This window comes from Maridesulfovibrio pacificus (SeqCode) (assembly GCF_048612815.1).
GTDB classification, from domain to species: Bacteria; Desulfobacterota; Desulfovibrionia; order Desulfovibrionales; family Desulfovibrionaceae; genus Maridesulfovibrio; species Maridesulfovibrio pacificus.
Genome location: NZ_JBLZNE010000001.1, coordinates 1578226 through 1594099 on the forward strand (window position 1 = coordinate 1578226; position 15874 = coordinate 1594099).

Here is a 15874-nt window from a genome sequence, read left to right on the forward strand (position 1 = left end):
AAAAACTAATGAGCCTAAAAATTCGTCTTACACTCTCCGTCATCACCATGTTTGTAATAATTTTATGTATGTTTGCCGGGACTACATACGTAGCTTTCAAACAAAAAGATGACGGACTTGTAATAAACCTTGCGGGCAGGCAGCGTATGCTCTCCCAAAAGATATCAAAAGAAGTCATGCTTTATATGCTGGACAGCAGCGAGGAACACAAAAAACTTGTCCATAAAACAGAGCAAGTATTTTCAAAGACACTTGCTGCTTTGACCAATTCCGGACAAGCCCCGCTGACTCTCAATGTAAACGGCCCAGCAGCTTCTATCCCTAAACCTGATGCAACTGTGGCTGTGCAGCTCAGAAAAATTGACTCCGTATGGAAGAGCTACTCCGAAATGGTCGACAAAATTCTTGACGGCTCACAACAAGTTGCCCCTGACGCCCTTTCCGCCAAAAGCCTGGAGCTTTTGAAAGAAATGAATAAAGCAGTGGTCATGCTGCAAAAAAATGCCGAAAACAATACCAGGGTGCTGGTCTTGATGCAGGTTGGATTCACAGTACTGGCAATCATATGCGTCTTAGCAGTACTTGTCATGCTGAGAAAAAGAATATCAAGCCCGCTGGAACGTTTAAAAAATTACGCACTGGCTGTTGCCGGCGGAGACCTTGATGCCAAGATTTCGGGGAATTACGAAGCAGAACTTCTGGAACTGAAAAATGCTATCAGCGATATGGTCAATACAATCTCACAAACTATTGCTGAAGCAGTAGAAAAGGGTGAACTGGCTGAAGCAGCCTCACGTAAGGCAGAGCAAACACTTGTTGAAGTTCAACAAAAGCAAAAAGAAGTGGAAGAACTGCTGTCCTCTATGGAAAGTGGAGCTGAAGAAGCTAGCAATATTTCCAATGACGTATTCGAATCATTAAGTGAATTGGCTGCACAGGTTGAGCAGGTAAACAGAGGTGTCGATGTACAACGCGACAGACTTACCGAAACTGCAACCGCTATGGAAGAAATGAACAGCACAGTGCTTGAAGTAGCCCACAACGCATCAAACGCCGCAGAGAGTGCTGATCAATCACGCAAGAATGCCCAAACTGGCGCACAAGGGGTATCTAGAGCCGTTTCCTCCATTCACCAGATTCAGACACGTATCACAGGCTTGAAAGAGACAATGAATACTCTAGGTCAACAAGCCGACAGCATCGGTCACATCATGGACGTAATTACGGACATAGCCGACCAGACAAACCTTTTAGCCTTAAATGCAGCAATTGAAGCTGCCCGTGCTGGAGAAGCCGGGCGTGGTTTTGCGGTAGTTGCAGATGAAGTACGCAAACTGGCTGAAAAAACAATGGATGCAACCAAAGAAGTTGAAACAGCAATTTCGAGCATTCAGGCAAATGCCAAGGAAAATATCAACGCAGTTGAACTCGCAGCCGGCGATATAACCGAAAGCACTGATGCAGCCTCTGAATCCAAAAAATTCATGGATGAAATCGTTGACATAGTCGATGAGACAGCTGGTCTTATCCAGTCGATTGCCGCGGCCAGCGAGCAACAGTCTGCGACATCCGAAGAAATAAACCGTGCACTGGGAGATATTTCCACAGTTGCCTCTGAAACAGCTCAGGGAATGAATACTTCAGCCGATGCCTTACAGGAAATCAGCGACAACGTAGAACGATTAAATTCAGTAGTACAGCAACTGGCTGTTTCCAAATAGTAAACAAAAACGACCTGCAATATCTCATGGTATTGCAGGTCGTTCTCTACATCCTAACCAGAACCTTCAATGCTCCCTTGCCCATAGCGCGCTCAAATGCATCGTTGAAATCAGCAAAATCGTACTCCGCTTCAATCAAGCCACTCACATCAATCATGCCCTGCTCCAACACATTCATTGCCAGACCGATATCACCGCAACGGGAACCGACAATGGAAATCTCATCAACAACCAGCTTGGCGAGGTTAATTGAGCTGGGCAGATGCGAAGTAGTCTTGGCAACGACAGTTCCTTCCGGGCGCACAAAATCAAGGGCATAATTAATGCCTTTCTCGCTCCCTGTAGCTTCTACCAACAAATCAAATTTGTCCCACTTTTCAGCCAGCGCAGTTAGCTCTTCAGGATCATTGATACAATAGGTCTTCACACCTTGGTTCGCCGCAATAGCAAGCTTGTCCTCATGCTTACCCACCAACAGAACATGGGGATTATATAGTTTCAAAGCCAGCGCGGTCAGTAATCCCAGCTTCCCATCCCCAAGCACCATGACCCGCATATCCCCGGTCACATGAATCTGCTGACTAACCTCCAATCCGGCAGCAAGCGGCTCTGCAAAAACAGCAGCCCGGTCCTCAACGTTATCCGCAACCACACAAAGATTTTCCGCAGGTGCTTTCAAGTACTCGGCAAATGCACCATCATGATTGACTATACCGATAACAGTTCGGTTGGGAGCATGCCTATGGTCTCCCTTAAACACTCCTACCGGACAGTTAATATCTGCCACAACGCGCTTACCGATCAACTCCGGCCTATCGGGGCATTCTTCTACTTCCGCCACAAATTCATGCCCGGGCACACCTGCAAATCCGTAATAGCCCTTATATAATTCAATATCCGTATTACAAATTCCGGCCAACCGAACCTTAAGCAAAGCTTCGCCGGGAGCAAGCTGCGGTTTATCCCGTTCAACAAAATCAATTTTCCCATTTTCAAAATATATTGCGCGCATGTAAACCTCAAAATTTATACACAATTAAACGCTAATAACGACAACGGACAAATTAAACTGCCATCATATGTGATTTTTTTCTCAAAAAAAAGCTGTGCATTATACAAAATATATATTTTTTAATCGCCCGATTGTGAACCATAGAACTTTAACATTAAAAATTGATTTAAATTCAAAAAAATGTACGAGTCAGCCATCCTTAAAGATCTATTATTTTCAATCTCGGAGGCAGACATGAAAATCAGTCATAAGATATTGCTACCACAGGCCGTTGCAATTATTTTCCTTGGATGTTTGAGCGTTATCATTATCAGTTCATCATTTAAATCCATGAAAACAATGCACATAGCAACCGTCGTGAACAGTGCCTTCGAATCAGTTTTAAACAAGGTTGAAAGCTCAGCAAAATCTGCACAGGAAACGGCAGCGCTATTTGCAGGTTCCCCCGAAATTATAGAGGCTTTTACGATTGCCCACACCGGTAACATCAGTGATGAACGTTCAGAACAATCGCAAGCCGCACGCGAATATATCCGCGAATTCATGCATGACGAGCTGACCAATTACAAATCAGTCAGCGGCAAAAAACTACGCCTACATTTTCACCTGCCCAATGGACGAAGCCTTGTCCGCCTCTGGCGGGACAAGCAAGCCAAACGATCAGGCCAATGGGTAGACATCTCAGATGATATTTCCAGCTTTCGTCAGACAGTCCTTGATATAAACCGGCAAGGACGTCCTTTGGGCGGAATAGAACTTGGTCGCGGAGGATTTGCCATCAGAGGTCTTGTTCCTGTGAAGGACAGTACGGGCAGAATTCTCGGATCCGCAGAAGTCCTGAACAGCTTTGCCCCGATCCTGCAAAGTGTAAAAGACGCTGGAATGTCTGCCATGCTTTTCATGAACAAAGATAAACTTAGTACGGCAACATCCCTTAAAGACACCTCCAAATACCCTATTTTCGGCAGCGATTATGTCTTTGTCAGCGGCACTAACAAAAATAAAGATTTTTCAATCATAACCAAAGACCTTCTTGATAAAAGCCGTAATGAACGAGTTGTTATTCAGCTTGAAAACTCGGCAATCGCCACCCTGCCTGTCCGGGATTATCTTGGAAAACAAATCGGCGTACTGGTCGGCATCATCGATTTGAATGAAATGGCAGCCCTTTCCGGCAAAGCAAATAAAGTTCTTTTCGGCTGTATTGCCGCCATGCTCATCATCCCCCTTATGATGATATACTTTACACTGCGCGGACAGGTAGTAAAACCAGTTGAAGCAATCAGAAACAAAATAAAAGACATCAATGAAGATCGAGCTGACCTTTCCAGCCATATAAACATCAAGTACAAAGATGAAATTGGAACCATGACTGAAGAGTTCAACTCTTTGTTGGGCAAGATTTCAAAAATGGTTAATGAAATGCAGCTCTATGTTGATGTGGTCAACTCCGTCCCCGACCCCATCTTTGTTGTAGATAAAGACTTTAATCTCATCTTCGCTAATAAGCCGGTTATTGATTTCACAGGTATGACAGAACACGGCCTGAAAAGCTCAAAATGCCATAATATTTTCAACTCCGACATCTGTAATACAAATAGATGCCCGGTAGAGATGACCCGCAAAAGCGGCATAAGGGAAATCGCAGAAACAACTCAGTTAACGGACCGAAACGGCAACAAGATTTATGTTCAGCCTGTCTCCGATAGTATTAAAGACTCAAACGGGCAAATCGTTGGTTACTTTGAAGTCGCCCGCATCGTAACGGAACTGGTGCTCAAAGAGAACGACATCAACAAACAACTGCAAAAAATCAACGATGTCCACGAATCTGTGCGAGAAGCATCAAGCAACATCTTTAGCCGCTCTGAAGAAATGGGCCGCGAAGTAGACGTTGTTGATAATGCAGCAACTGACCAACAAAGGCTTCTTTCAGAAACCGTGGCGGCTTTTGGACAAATGAATGACAGTGTTCTCGACATAGCTGAAAATGCATCTCTTGCAGCAGGTAAGACACAGGAGACCAGAGATAAAGCCGAAGAAGGAGCTCGCATCGTAATGGATGCCTCCACAGCAATTAATTCAGTGCAAACCCAAACTGAAACCATGCGTGCAAGCATGACCGAACTAGAAGAACAAGCGGATAAAATTGGAACTGTCCTCAATGTGATTAACGACATCGCCGATCAAACTAACCTGCTGGCCCTTAATGCCGCTATTGAAGCCGCCCGCGCCGGGGACGCCGGACGAGGATTTGCCGTTGTAGCTGATGAAGTGCGCAAATTGGCTGAAAAAACAGTTGAAGCCACGAAGGAAGTTGAGACTGTAATAATAGGAATCCAAAATCAGGCAGGTACCACTCGCCAATTAACGGAAAAGACTAACAATCTTGCTGAACAAGCTGCTGAATTTGCAAATAAATCTGGAAAATCACTGCAATCAATTGTTGATCTGGCTCAGGATTCAGCATCAAGCGTAAGCAACATCGCTACAGCAGCAGAACAACAATCCGCCAGCTCTGAACAAATTAATAAAGCAATGTCAGAAGTAAATCAGCTTGCAATGAAAGTTGCGGATAGGGTCAAGAATTCAGTTGAGTCACTTAATGGGATCATCAGGCTGGCAGAAGAACTTGGCGATGAAGCCGGCAAATAATAAACACATATTCTAACAAACAAAGCCCCCGGCAACCTTCTGGTTACCGGGGGCTAGATAATATTAAATGATCATTTAACTATCATGAATATCCACATAAACCAAAGTCTGGTTCAAAAGCTGATATGCAATTTCGCCAAATGTTATGGGCCCTACAAAAGGATCTGTCTTTTTGCCTTCCAGTTCTGAATAGAGATAATTAAGGATGCAGTTGCAGGAAAAAGCGATCTTCTTGCCTGCAACATTATTTTCCATGAGCTGTTTACTAAAGGCTCCAGCATAGTCAGCTAAAGGCTTAGCATGCTTATAGTGAACGCCGGAAAATACGGGTGCGTAAAAACTGACGCCGTCTTCAGGTGACACAGCCTGAAAACTAATATTAATCAGTGCTCCGTAATAGTCGGCAACAAGAGGCAACTTTGTATCAAGGTCTTTCTCGGCGATATATTCCGCAAAATTCTTTTCAATTCCGTTGACCAGGACAGACTCAGCTGCAAAAGCATCCTTACTAAATGTCAGAGTATCGCCGTCCCCCTGTTCAAAAATGTTGACAATCCCAACATCAATTGTCTTACCGGGAAGCAAGTCCACATGCATTACCAAAGCTTCTTCTTCATAACTATTACCGGTAGCACCGCTGAAAACCTTTGGCTTCACCTTTCCAAGATCATCAAGCAACACACCGGAAATCCAACCAACCAGAGGCTGAGACCCGAAATCCTGATAATTTGGCGCGTTGAGGGCAAAAGACACATGTGCAGGGCTGGAAGCAGGTATTATTATAAAGCTAAACCCGCCTTCTCCGGCATCAAGATATACATTCCCGAGCTCGTTCTGAGCATATTTTTTCAAGGTAACCGAAGCTGCAACATCAGAAATATCACTTACAAAAAGCTGCTCCTGAGTTGCAAGTCCACCCTTGGAAGAAGAAACAAAATAAGGAATGGTTCCACCAATCCACTTACCCTTAGGAAGTTCGGCTAGAAGCTTTTCATCTCCAGCGATCAGGAGTATTTTTCCCTCAGCAATCATATCAACAGTTTCTTTGACGCTACGAAGTACTTGGTTCATACCCCCTCCTAACCGAACATGGTTTGCAGATCTTCTTTCGCCGAAGCATTATCTGCATTTTTAGTGTAAATAGCATGAAGTTCAGCAACGGCCTTAGACACATTCTCCGGAGAACCATCCGCTTTAACATTACGTACAAGACGCCCCAACAAAATTTTTGCAGCCAAAAATTTTAAAGTGTAAGCTTTCTTGCCAGTTACAACATCTTTCCACCTAGAGTTTGAACTCGGAGGAACACCCATTAAAATACCCTCCACTTTAATTAAAAACGACTCAACTCAATCCACTAAATAAAACATTCTCTTTTGATGATTACCAGCATACTAGCATTCATCCTTTTTTTTGTCTTGCTCTTTAAAAAAATACCTTCACACACAAAAAAACCCGGAAACGTTAATACGTAACCGGGAATTATCATTACTTATCGAAAAAACAGCTTAATCGAGCATCTGCTGATCTTTAAACCAGCAAACCGCATCCTGAACCGCTTCAAGAGCCGGACGATGAATGTAACCCAATTCTTTTTCTGCCCGCTCAGAACTGTAATACATCTTTTTAGATGCCATGCGCACACTATCCATGGTCGCCACAGGATTCTTGATCAATCCCAGCCTTGCCATAACTTCTCCGGTAAACCCCGCAATATACATTACGATCTGCGGGACCTTGAATCTTGGCCCCGGCTTATCAGTGATCCGGGCGGTCATGGCAAACAAATCCTTGAGACTGATATTATCACCGCCAAGGATATATCTTCGACCAATTGTACCCTTCTCCAAGGCAAGTAAATGACCGTGGGCAATATCATCAACATGAGCCACATTCAGCCCTGTATCAGCATAAAACATTCCGCCGTCACGAGCAGCATTGAGCACCATGGTTCCAGTTGGAGTAGGTCGCGAATCACCCGGCCCGACCGGAGTTGAGGGATTCACAATCACAGCCGGAAGGCCCTCGTCACGAACCATATCCATAACCACTTTCTCGGCTAAAAATTTAGATTTCTTGTACGGACTGATCATATCCGCAACTGTTGATTCAGCGTCCTCGTCAGCAGGGCTCCCATCAGCATTACTACCAAGCACGCAAACACTGGAAGTGTAAACAATACGTTCCACACCGGATTCAAGGGCTTTCTGCATAAGCAAACGCGTGCCTTCCACGTTAGTACGGCTCATGCTTTCCGGGTCGGGAACCCAGAGACGGTAGTCCGCTGCCAGATGGAAAAGATATTTACACCCTTGCAAAGCCTCTTCAAGTGCGGACTCGTTATTCAGATCTCCACTTATAAATTCCACTGGTTCTTTAACAAGCTGCTGTGCCCGAACCGTGTCGCGGACAAGAGCTTTAATATGGAATCCTCTCGCAGCAAGGATTTTGACAAGACGTGACCCAATCAATCCGGTTGCACCGGTGATCATTACGTTCATAATTTATGGTTGTTTATTGGTAAGGTATAGATATGAAATATTTTACTGGGCCTGTTCAGCTTTCCTAAGAGGGACTTATACGAGCAGGAATAAACTTACGGAAAGCCGTGCCTGCCGTTTGCAGGAATGAATGAAGGAATGGTTTGTGTCAAGTTTGGAATTATAAATATATTGTTGCTTAATTCAATTCATCAAGAAAATTTTCATTATGTGCGGCTTTAAGTCCGGCCCGTATTTTTACTTCAATTTCATTATAAAGATGCGGAGGACAATCCATATAAAACGGTTTGCTGTACCACGCTCCCTTAAATCTTATGACACAGTCATCAGGATGCCAGTTGATCTTCTTCATATCTGCAAAACTGATTTCAACATACTCATCAGATTTAGCCAGTATCCCCTGTCCCATGGCTTGAGGATTTTCCATCATAGCAGCCAGAACGACTATCCCATTAGCTGCATCTTGCACCTTTCCCGTAAACATTCGAGAATAGACTGATTTATCAGATACTCCGAATTGATAACGGAAAATATGCCCCATCAAGGCAAGGGCCATAAGAATCAGCACCCCGAATCCACCTATGGCAACAATAGAAATATAAAGAGCCGTCTGAAGCTCCCTCACGCCTCCATCCACAAAAATAACGATAAGGCCCATCAAAACAATAAACATCACCAAGACAGCCAACAGCAATTTACCGAACTCCAGCATTCGATATTTATCCGCAAGAATATGCTTGGCGTTCCAGTTCCAGATTATTCCTGATTCATTGATGGTTATATCTGTGGCCCGGTCTTCTGGTTTCATGGGTTGCGCTCCTATGCCAGCACTGCCTGATTTATACACTTATCATTTTAACCTCTCTCAAAAAATATGTACACATCCTTCACAAAATACCCCCGGCAGCCAACAGGCTACCGGGGGCTTCTTCATTCATAATATGTGCTGAAACGATCAGCTAGGCGCTATCAGTAACTCCTTGCGCATCTTCTTCACCACCATAAACCTTCTTCATGATCAGATAGGTTTCAGCAATCATCCAGATTTCGAGCACGAAGACGATCAAACCGACAACGAAGAGCAGCCACTTGCCGCCTGCGTAGAATTTCTGGAGGTTAAAGACCATTGCCCAACCGGTCATGGCGATCATAAAGACCATGGGGATACCGGTGTAAATGGCTTTAACTTTTTTACGTGCAAGATAGACAGTGATAATCAGCAAAGCCAATGCTGCCAGCAACTGGTTTACAGTACCGAACAGCGGCCAGAGAGCGAGTGCTCCTTTTTTCAGTGCGCCGATGGAAAAACCACCGTTAAAGCAAAGTATGGCAGCAGTCCCCACGGCAATCAAAGTTGCGGGAACAGCGCCGGACAAGGCTGGCATTTTATATGCCTGAGCCAGTTCCCCCACAACGTAACGCTGAATACGGGTTGCGCTATCAAGGGTGGTAGCTGCGAAGCTGACCAGAAATACACCCATGATTGCAAGGGCAATGTTTGTGGGAATACCGTAGCTGGCCATCAGGTTTGCAGAGCCTTCAACAAAAGCACCAAGTTTTGCGCCGAGTCCGGCTGCGGAAGCCCATGATGCGTAGTGGGTTGTGAAAGCTGCGGTTCCGGTCAGGAACTGACCGTCAGCTGTGTGCTTTCCAAGTCCAAGTCCGGCACCGACAGCAACGATAACGAGGATAGACAATGCTGCTTCCATAAGCATGGAACCGTAACCGATCATACGGGAATCGCGCTCGGTCTCGCACTGCTTGGCGGAAGTACCGGAACTTACCAATGAATGGAAGCCGGAGATAGCACCACAGGCGATAATTACGAACAGAAATGGCAGCATCGGCGGAGCACCCTGCGGATCAAGATCCAGTGCCGGAGCTACGAATGTGGGATGAGCCACAACAGCACCGACAACCAACAAGATCAAAGCGACGAAGAGCTGGTGTCCGTTGATGTAGTCACGAGGCTGCAGCAGCGTGGTGACCGGAAGGATGGACGCGATAAAAGCGTAGGCCAGCATAATCAAAGTCCAAACTACGATGGGGTTCATACCTGCGATGGCGGGCATTTTGAAGGGCAGATAAACACCGACCACAACAAATGCGTACATAGCGATAAGAGCAAGAATGGACCATACAGTATGGTTCGCACCTTTCTTGTACATGAGCCAGCCAAGTCCGACAGCAATGGGAACCTCACTCCAGACCGGAATTACCGCGGCAGGATACATATTGAAAAGAATAGCGATGATCAGTGCAAACACGGCAATTACAATCAGCAGCTCAAAAAAGATAATAATCAAGAACAATGAGCGCACGCGATTGTTGAGCAATCCTGCTGCGAGATCACCGACAGAACGGCCCTGATTGCGTAAGCTGACCACGAGAGAGCCGAAGTCATGAACAGCACCCATAAAGATGGCACCGAAGAAAACCCAGAGGACAGCGGGTACCCAACCCCAGATAATAGCAATTGCGGGACCTACAATGGGACCAAGTCCGGCAATGGAAGTAAAATGGTGCCCGAAGAGCACTTCCTTTTTAGTAGGAACAAAGTCCTTACCGTCTTCAAGTTCACAACTGGGACAAACCTTGTTCTCATCAACCTGAAAAATCTTTTTTGCCAGAAATTTGCCATAGGTATGATACGCAACAATATACCCCACAAAGCAAAGACCGGCGATAACGAGTGAGTTCACCTCAATACCTCCAAAGAAAAAGAACCAATACAGGCAGAAAGACATGATGCCTTTCCGAAACCACACACTTTACAAGCACTCTGCTTTTAAAACCCGTTCCGGATTCAAACCGCCCGTTGTTAAGAAACAACATTATAACAATGAACCCGGCCCCCTCGGGACAGCAGTGGGCACTTATAATAATTTTAGGACTCTACTACCTAAATTATTTCAGCATGAATTACCAGTTCCCTTTTAAAAACCTCGTAACCTCAACCGTTTGCAATTTCACGATTCAAAATAATACGTGCGATATTAGCGATTAACCTGCAACAATTTCACCGAAAATATTTTTTGCGCAAATAATGCGGGTACAATTTAATTTCAGAATCATTACAACACACTCTTAAGTGCCTTCCACCACATCACCACTCGCAAAAGCAGGCTCATGCAGCGGAATAAGTATATCGGCCATCTCTTTGACCTTTAACATTATGTCATAAGCTTTATAGGTATTAACCGAAGTACCCGGAGGGATAACTTCCATCTCCATACCCCGTACTTCCGGCGGAGGATTGAAGTTCTCCATAATCACACAAAATCCGGTAATAGCTGCTAGTCCACCTTCAGTGTCAATCAGGACAGTCATGCCGCCCGGTGTGTGCACAGGGGTATGCATCATGCGGATACCGGGAGCCACATCGTAATCGCCGTCAACAGCAACCACCTGTCCGGCCTCCTCCACATCCTCCACGTAATCTTCCAGATAGCGGAAATCCAGCGGATGAGGATCGTGCACGTGATCAAGCTCCTTTCGGTGCACATAGAATTTTGCATTGGTGCATTTGTAATCGTTCTCGCAATGATCGTTATGCAGATGGGTATGGATAACAATGTCGATGTCTTCGGGCTTGAGGCCGAATTTTGCCAGTCCGTCTTCGAAAGTATGAATTTTGCCACCAAGATCAGCTTCGCGGTCCTCGGAAATAATGGGCTGCATTTCGCCGGTATCAACAAGAATTTTCTTATCGCCGCCCTCAAGATACCAGCTGTAAATGGGGATGATGTAAGGCTGGCCGTAGTCATGTTGATAGGTCATCATGCCTTTGTCGAATCTCTTCGTACCTACAACGATGGGGTGAATTCTGTATTTGGACATTGTCAGCTCCTTACCCGGACAGCTATCCGCCTGATGCTGCTTTTATTATATTAATGATGGCTGCAACATAGCACTGATTTACTTCGGTATCCATTGCTTTAAACGTGACTCGGAAATGAATCCCTCGATGACAAAGGGATCGCCAGCAATAATTTCAGCAGCCGAACCATCATCTTCAGTTTCAAAAAGAATCATGCCGCCGGAGCCATCTGCAAACGGCCCTCCCCGAAATCCTGCCAGATTGCAGGTCTTCCAGTATTCCACATGTGCAGGCACTGCCTTGCCGATTGCATCCGGGTTGCCTTCCATTAAATAGTAATAGACGAACGTTCCCTTCGAATCATTTTCCATATCGCCTCCAAATGCCGGGGTTACTGAAAACATCACCAGAAACGCCAAGAGAACCCACTTCATAATTCCTCCTTATTCCATGGGGCGGATGGCACCTAAAACCTTAACCACCTGCCTCAGTTCATATTCTGGAATATGTTGCAGCCATTTTTCATTTAATGCTTTCATCTTAACCATACATCGCTCAACAACATCCCGGCCTTCTTCTGTCACCTCACACAGGACGACACGGGAATCATCCACGGATCTGGAAGTTTGGATCAAACCAAGAGCGGAAAGGCGCGCAATAGATTTGGAAACGTTCGACTTCTCATAGAGTAAATCCGAAAGAATCGCCTTTTGCGAAACAGGACCCTGCTCTTTTATAGCTACCAGCACTACAAATTGCTGCTGCGCCAAACCGAACTCACGGGTAACACGAGCACCCTCCCGCTGCAGATAAGCTCCCAGACGGAGCAACTCGATCACCATTTTATTAGCGTATGACATTACTTCTCCATTTAGTTTCCTAGTCAACCTTTCATTTAAATCTCCCGTTTTTAGTTTCCTTGTCAACTAAATATTTTCACAAGACCGGTAAAATACCCTCAGAAATCACGTGAAAATATAAACAACACAAGAAGAGGTGTCTTAAAATATATTTAAAACTAACTTTAAAACAAAAAATATAAATCAGAACAAATATCTATAATGTTCTGAAATTAATATTTTTATTAAATATATTGTTATTTTTTTCACGATACTTTATTCAAACACATGTGCTTCAAGTGAGTCTTAATGTGAAAAAATGTTATTTTTTTCTTTATTCCAAAAAAGTTTGTTTATTTTTTCACAGGCCCATAAAAAGAGTGTAAGTTGAAAAATCAACGAACAATCACAGCACAATTGTTATTTAAACCTAAATAAAAGAAGGAAGTGAGGAGGTCACTATGACTTACAAAGAGATCCAAGAACTGCTGATGAAGGAAATGAGACTTTATCATTACCCTGTAGCCGTTAAATATTTCTTCGATCAGGCTGAAGTGGACGAATTCAAGGAAAAAGCCGATTTCCACGTTCCTCTCAAGCCCATGACCTTCTGCCAGTGGGAAATAGCAGCCCGCATGAAAGGCCAGACCGTATACTCTGATGTTGAAGGTCTCGGTTGCGGTAACGCAAAATATGCTTTCGCATGGAAGGAACTGGATGAAGGTGAAATTAAAGGTCACTCCAAATATGTTGTAGATATGGAGCAGGCTGAGAAATTCGTACTCAGCAAGCCCCGCATCAAAGAAGGCCTCATCGGTATCGCAGTTGCCCCCCTTGGCTCTATCGATGGTATCTTCGAACCTGACGTAGTACACTTCTACTGCGACAACATGCAGGCTTACCACTTTGCAGTAGACTACGCTGCAGCCACCGACACCCATCCCCTGCGCCCCAATATCACCATGAACTCCTCCGCTTGCGCAGGCTGCGTGTTCACCTACAACGAGCAGGAATTCAACATGGTTCCGGCCTGTTCCGGCAGCTACAACGCCGGTAAAACCGAACGTGGTGAAATCAACGTTATGATTCCCGGCACCAAGTTCAAAAAAATGGTTCAGAGACTTGTGGACCGTATGGAAATCGCAAGTTCCTCCATCACCAAACCCGGCGACGGCTTCCCCGGTCAGGATGTCTGCAAAAACTGTCCTCTGATTATTTTCAAGAAAGAAAAATAGTAAAAGCAAAAAAGCTATCCCCGGACACTGCAATGCCCGGGGATAGCACAAATAGGAATGAAGGCGCTGTTCCTGTTCAATCTGAATCTGATAGGGTCTCCGGCTGCAGACACAGCCGGTAAGGAAGCAGAAAGCAGACACAGCAAAACCAACTTTCGATCAAGGAGATACACTATGTTTAAATCACGCAAAAGCCTTTTGATCATGGCTATCGCGGCACTGGCAGTGGTGGCCTATATCCAGCCCGCCTTTGCAGACCGCCTCGCAGATGCCATCAGCGCTACACCCAAAGGTGCTGAAGCTGGCCAGATCAACACCGAACTCGCTCCCGGTTTCCTCGGAATTCCCGGCGGTCCCAGCGTTAACCTCGTAATCGGCTTCGTATGGGCGATCTGGGTAGGTTGGATTTTCTCCACCGTTGGCGCATTCGGCGGTATCATGGCCGGTGTCGGTCACATCACCATTTACGGTTTCGGTAACTACGCATCTACCTTCAAGAAGACCTCTCCGGTCATGAACAAGCTGGTAACCGACTCCATCCGCGTATCTAACCAATGGCTGGTTGGTACTTCTGCGGCAATGTCCTCCTTTAACTACTACAAGATGGGCCGTCTCGTTCTGCCGCTGGGTCTTTCCCTTGCAGCAGGTTCCATTGCAGGTTCCTATCTCGTACCCTGGCTTACCGCCGGTAAAATCTCTCTGAAATCCTACATCGGATTCTTCGGTCTCTTTGTACTCGCTCTTGGTTGCTACCTGTTCTACGAAACCACTCCTAAAGGACAGGCTGGCAAAAAGCAGGCTAAAGAAGCAGCAAAGGCTTTCGAAGCTTCCATTAAAGAAGAAAAAGAAGGTGCAAAAGTTGATACCGCAGCCATGGGCGTAAAGGTTGTCAACTTCTCCATGACCAAGTGCGTATTCACCTTCTACGGCGTTGAATTCTCTTTCAACCCCCTTATCCCCGTAGTCGGCGGTTTCATCATCGCAGCACTTGCTTCCTTCCTCGGCGTGGGCGGCGGATTCCTGCTCGTGCCCTTCCTGACCAGTGTTGCAGGCCTGCCCATGTACCTCGTTGCAGGTACTTCCGCACTGGCAGTACTAGTAGGTATGACCACCTCCGTCTTCACCTACATGGTTGTTAAAGATACCCCCGTGTTCTGGCCCCTTATCGGTGTTGAACTCCTCGGTATCCTCGTGGGTTCCTTTATCGGCCCCCGTACTTCCAAATACATTCCGGACGTATGGCTCAAGCGACTCTTCGTCGTACTGGCTCTGTACGTAGGTATCCGTTACTCGTCCAAGGGATTCCTCGGCTACAGCCTCCTGCCTCCGTTCTAATTAACGATGCCTCCGGCGGCTGGGGAAGGGAAACTTTTGAAAAAAGAATCCCTTCCCCAGTCCCTATCCCTTCCAAACTTTTTAATATGGCTTAGCCTCTTTGTAAGCTAGACCGGAGTAAAGATGTTCGAGTCAATTTATCCCATCATAGACAGCCTGCTTATCGCACCCTACCGCATCGGTTTACCTGCCCTTGCGGCTTTTTGGCTTGGTACTGCGGTAGTAGCCCTGTGGTGTACTATTGTCGGAGAAATATCCATGAGCCTGATCTACATCTGGAACAGGGAATATTACACTGACTTGAACCGCAAAATGACCCGCATGAACAATATTTCGATTGAAGCTATTCGCCATAAACAAAAAGATACCTTCAAATCTGCCAACAAGTGGGCCAATGAATATTTCGGCAAAGTTTTCTTTTCCCATGCTGCGCTGTTTGCTGTTTCGCTCTGGCCCGTTCCTTTCGCTATGGCTTGGCTGCAAAGCAGATTCTCCGGAATCGATATCCACACCGTGCCCTTTACCAAATTTTCACTCGGCTATCCTTTCGTTTTTATTTTATCTTATATTATTGTACGCTACGGATTCTCCAAGATAAGACCATTTATACCTGTACTTAAAAAAATTGACGACTTGAGAGCGGAAGACGCAAAAAAGGCCGGGGAACTCACTTCATGGGACGAACTTGCGCAGATTCCTGAAGAAAATAAGGAAACTGCAAGCGGTAACAGTCTTGAAAGCAGGGCTTAATCATGA

14 protein-coding genes are annotated in these 15874 nt (G+C 45.5%); 5 read left to right on the forward strand and 9 right to left on the reverse strand.

What is annotated here, in order from left to right; translation table 11 throughout:
• Positions 1-8 precede the first annotated feature (8 nt).
• Positions 9-1721 (forward strand): methyl-accepting chemotaxis protein, encoded by a 1713-nt coding sequence (locus ACNI23_RS07390; protein ID WP_420247579.1) that lies wholly within the window; start codon positions 9-11, stop codon positions 1719-1721.
• A 46-nt stretch (positions 1722-1767) separates the two neighbouring features.
• On the opposite strand, the gene ACNI23_RS07395 is transcribed toward ACNI23_RS07390, so the two are convergent.
• Complete coding sequence (locus ACNI23_RS07395; protein WP_420247581.1) at positions 1768-2733, reverse strand: MDR/zinc-dependent alcohol dehydrogenase-like family protein; 966 nt, start codon at positions 2731-2733, stop codon at positions 1768-1770.
• 234 nt (positions 2734-2967) lie between these two features.
• On the opposite strand from ACNI23_RS07395, the gene ACNI23_RS07400 reads away from it, so the two are divergent.
• Positions 2968-5388 (forward strand): methyl-accepting chemotaxis protein, encoded by a 2421-nt coding sequence (locus ACNI23_RS07400; protein ID WP_420247583.1) that lies wholly within the window; start codon positions 2968-2970, stop codon positions 5386-5388.
• A gap of 75 nt (positions 5389-5463) precedes the next feature.
• On the opposite strand, the gene ACNI23_RS07405 is transcribed toward ACNI23_RS07400, so the two are convergent.
• The 8 genes from ACNI23_RS07405 to ACNI23_RS07440 form a co-directional block, all read right to left on the reverse strand.
• Complete coding sequence (locus ACNI23_RS07405) at positions 5464-6459, reverse strand: DUF6976 family protein (protein ID WP_420247585.1); 996 nt, start codon at positions 6457-6459, stop codon at positions 5464-5466.
• A gap of 8 nt (positions 6460-6467) precedes the next feature.
• Positions 6468-6701 carry a hypothetical protein gene (locus tag ACNI23_RS07410; RefSeq protein ID WP_420247587.1) on the reverse strand — a complete coding sequence of 78 codons (234 nt, stop codon included), beginning with the start codon at positions 6699-6701 and terminating at the stop codon, positions 6468-6470.
• A gap of 195 nt (positions 6702-6896) precedes the next feature.
• Entirely contained in the window at positions 6897-7889 is a 993-nt protein-coding gene (hpnA, locus tag ACNI23_RS07415; RefSeq protein ID WP_420247589.1) for a hopanoid-associated sugar epimerase, read from the reverse strand.
• A gap of 178 nt (positions 7890-8067) precedes the next feature.
• On the reverse strand, positions 8068-8697 hold the full coding sequence (locus tag ACNI23_RS07420; RefSeq protein WP_420247591.1) for a hypothetical protein: 630 nt from the start codon (positions 8695-8697) through the stop codon (positions 8068-8070).
• Between the two features lie 151 nt (positions 8698-8848).
• The gene (locus ACNI23_RS07425; RefSeq protein ID WP_420247592.1) at positions 8849-10591 is read right to left on the reverse strand and encodes a carbon starvation CstA family protein; all 1743 of its coding nucleotides are present in this window, start codon (positions 10589-10591) and stop codon (positions 8849-8851) included.
• Between the two features lie 385 nt (positions 10592-10976).
• Positions 10977-11729: an N-acyl homoserine lactonase family protein gene (locus ACNI23_RS07430; protein WP_420247594.1), complete on the reverse strand. Its 753-nt coding sequence runs from the start codon at positions 11727-11729 to the stop codon at positions 10977-10979.
• 78 nt (positions 11730-11807) lie between these two features.
• Complete coding sequence (locus ACNI23_RS07435; protein ID WP_420247596.1) at positions 11808-12143, reverse strand: YciI family protein; 336 nt, start codon at positions 12141-12143, stop codon at positions 11808-11810.
• 9 nt (positions 12144-12152) lie between these two features.
• The gene (locus tag ACNI23_RS07440; protein WP_420247597.1) at positions 12153-12569 is read right to left on the reverse strand and encodes a MarR family winged helix-turn-helix transcriptional regulator; all 417 of its coding nucleotides are present in this window, start codon (positions 12567-12569) and stop codon (positions 12153-12155) included.
• A gap of 440 nt (positions 12570-13009) precedes the next feature.
• On the opposite strand from ACNI23_RS07440, the gene ACNI23_RS07445 reads away from it, so the two are divergent.
• The 3 genes from ACNI23_RS07445 to ACNI23_RS07455 all read left to right on the forward strand — a co-directional run bounded on the left by ACNI23_RS07445 (position 13010) and on the right by ACNI23_RS07455 (position 15868).
• On the forward strand, positions 13010-13783 hold the full coding sequence (locus ACNI23_RS07445; RefSeq protein WP_420247599.1) for a DUF169 domain-containing protein: 774 nt from the start codon (positions 13010-13012) through the stop codon (positions 13781-13783).
• A gap of 174 nt (positions 13784-13957) precedes the next feature.
• Positions 13958-15118, forward strand: a complete 1161-nt coding sequence (locus tag ACNI23_RS07450) for a sulfite exporter TauE/SafE family protein (protein ID WP_420247601.1) — start codon at positions 13958-13960, stop codon at positions 15116-15118.
• Between the two features lie 123 nt (positions 15119-15241).
• Complete coding sequence (locus ACNI23_RS07455) at positions 15242-15868, forward strand: hypothetical protein (RefSeq protein WP_420247602.1); 627 nt, start codon at positions 15242-15244, stop codon at positions 15866-15868.
• Positions 15869-15874: the final 6 nt, after the last annotated feature.

Coding starts and splice junctions, on each gene's coding strand:
- hpnA (WP_420247589.1), bottom strand. CDS start 7,889: ATGAACGTAATGATCACCGGTGCAACCGGATTGATTGGGTCACGTCTT.
- ACNI23_RS07405 (WP_420247585.1), bottom strand. CDS start 6,459: ATGAACCAAGTACTTCGTAGCGTCAAAGAAACTGTTGATATGATTGCT.
- ACNI23_RS07445 (WP_420247599.1), top strand. CDS start 13,010: ATGACTTACAAAGAGATCCAAGAACTGCTGATGAAGGAAATGAGACTT.
- ACNI23_RS07390 (WP_420247579.1), top strand. CDS start 9: ATGAGCCTAAAAATTCGTCTTACACTCTCCGTCATCACCATGTTTGTA.
- ACNI23_RS07400 (WP_420247583.1), top strand. CDS start 2,968: ATGAAAATCAGTCATAAGATATTGCTACCACAGGCCGTTGCAATTATT.
- ACNI23_RS07435 (WP_420247596.1), bottom strand. CDS start 12,143: ATGAAGTGGGTTCTCTTGGCGTTTCTGGTGATGTTTTCAGTAACCCCG.
- ACNI23_RS07420 (WP_420247591.1), bottom strand. CDS start 8,697: ATGAAACCAGAAGACCGGGCCACAGATATAACCATCAATGAATCAGGA.
- ACNI23_RS07450 (WP_420247601.1), top strand. CDS start 13,958: ATGTTTAAATCACGCAAAAGCCTTTTGATCATGGCTATCGCGGCACTG.
- ACNI23_RS07455 (WP_420247602.1), top strand. CDS start 15,242: ATGTTCGAGTCAATTTATCCCATCATAGACAGCCTGCTTATCGCACCC.
- ACNI23_RS07395 (WP_420247581.1), bottom strand. CDS start 2,733: ATGCGCGCAATATATTTTGAAAATGGGAAAATTGATTTTGTTGAACGG.
- ACNI23_RS07410 (WP_420247587.1), bottom strand. CDS start 6,701: ATGGGTGTTCCTCCGAGTTCAAACTCTAGGTGGAAAGATGTTGTAACT.
- ACNI23_RS07430 (WP_420247594.1), bottom strand. CDS start 11,729: ATGTCCAAATACAGAATTCACCCCATCGTTGTAGGTACGAAGAGATTC.
- ACNI23_RS07440 (WP_420247597.1), bottom strand. CDS start 12,569: ATGTCATACGCTAATAAAATGGTGATCGAGTTGCTCCGTCTGGGAGCT.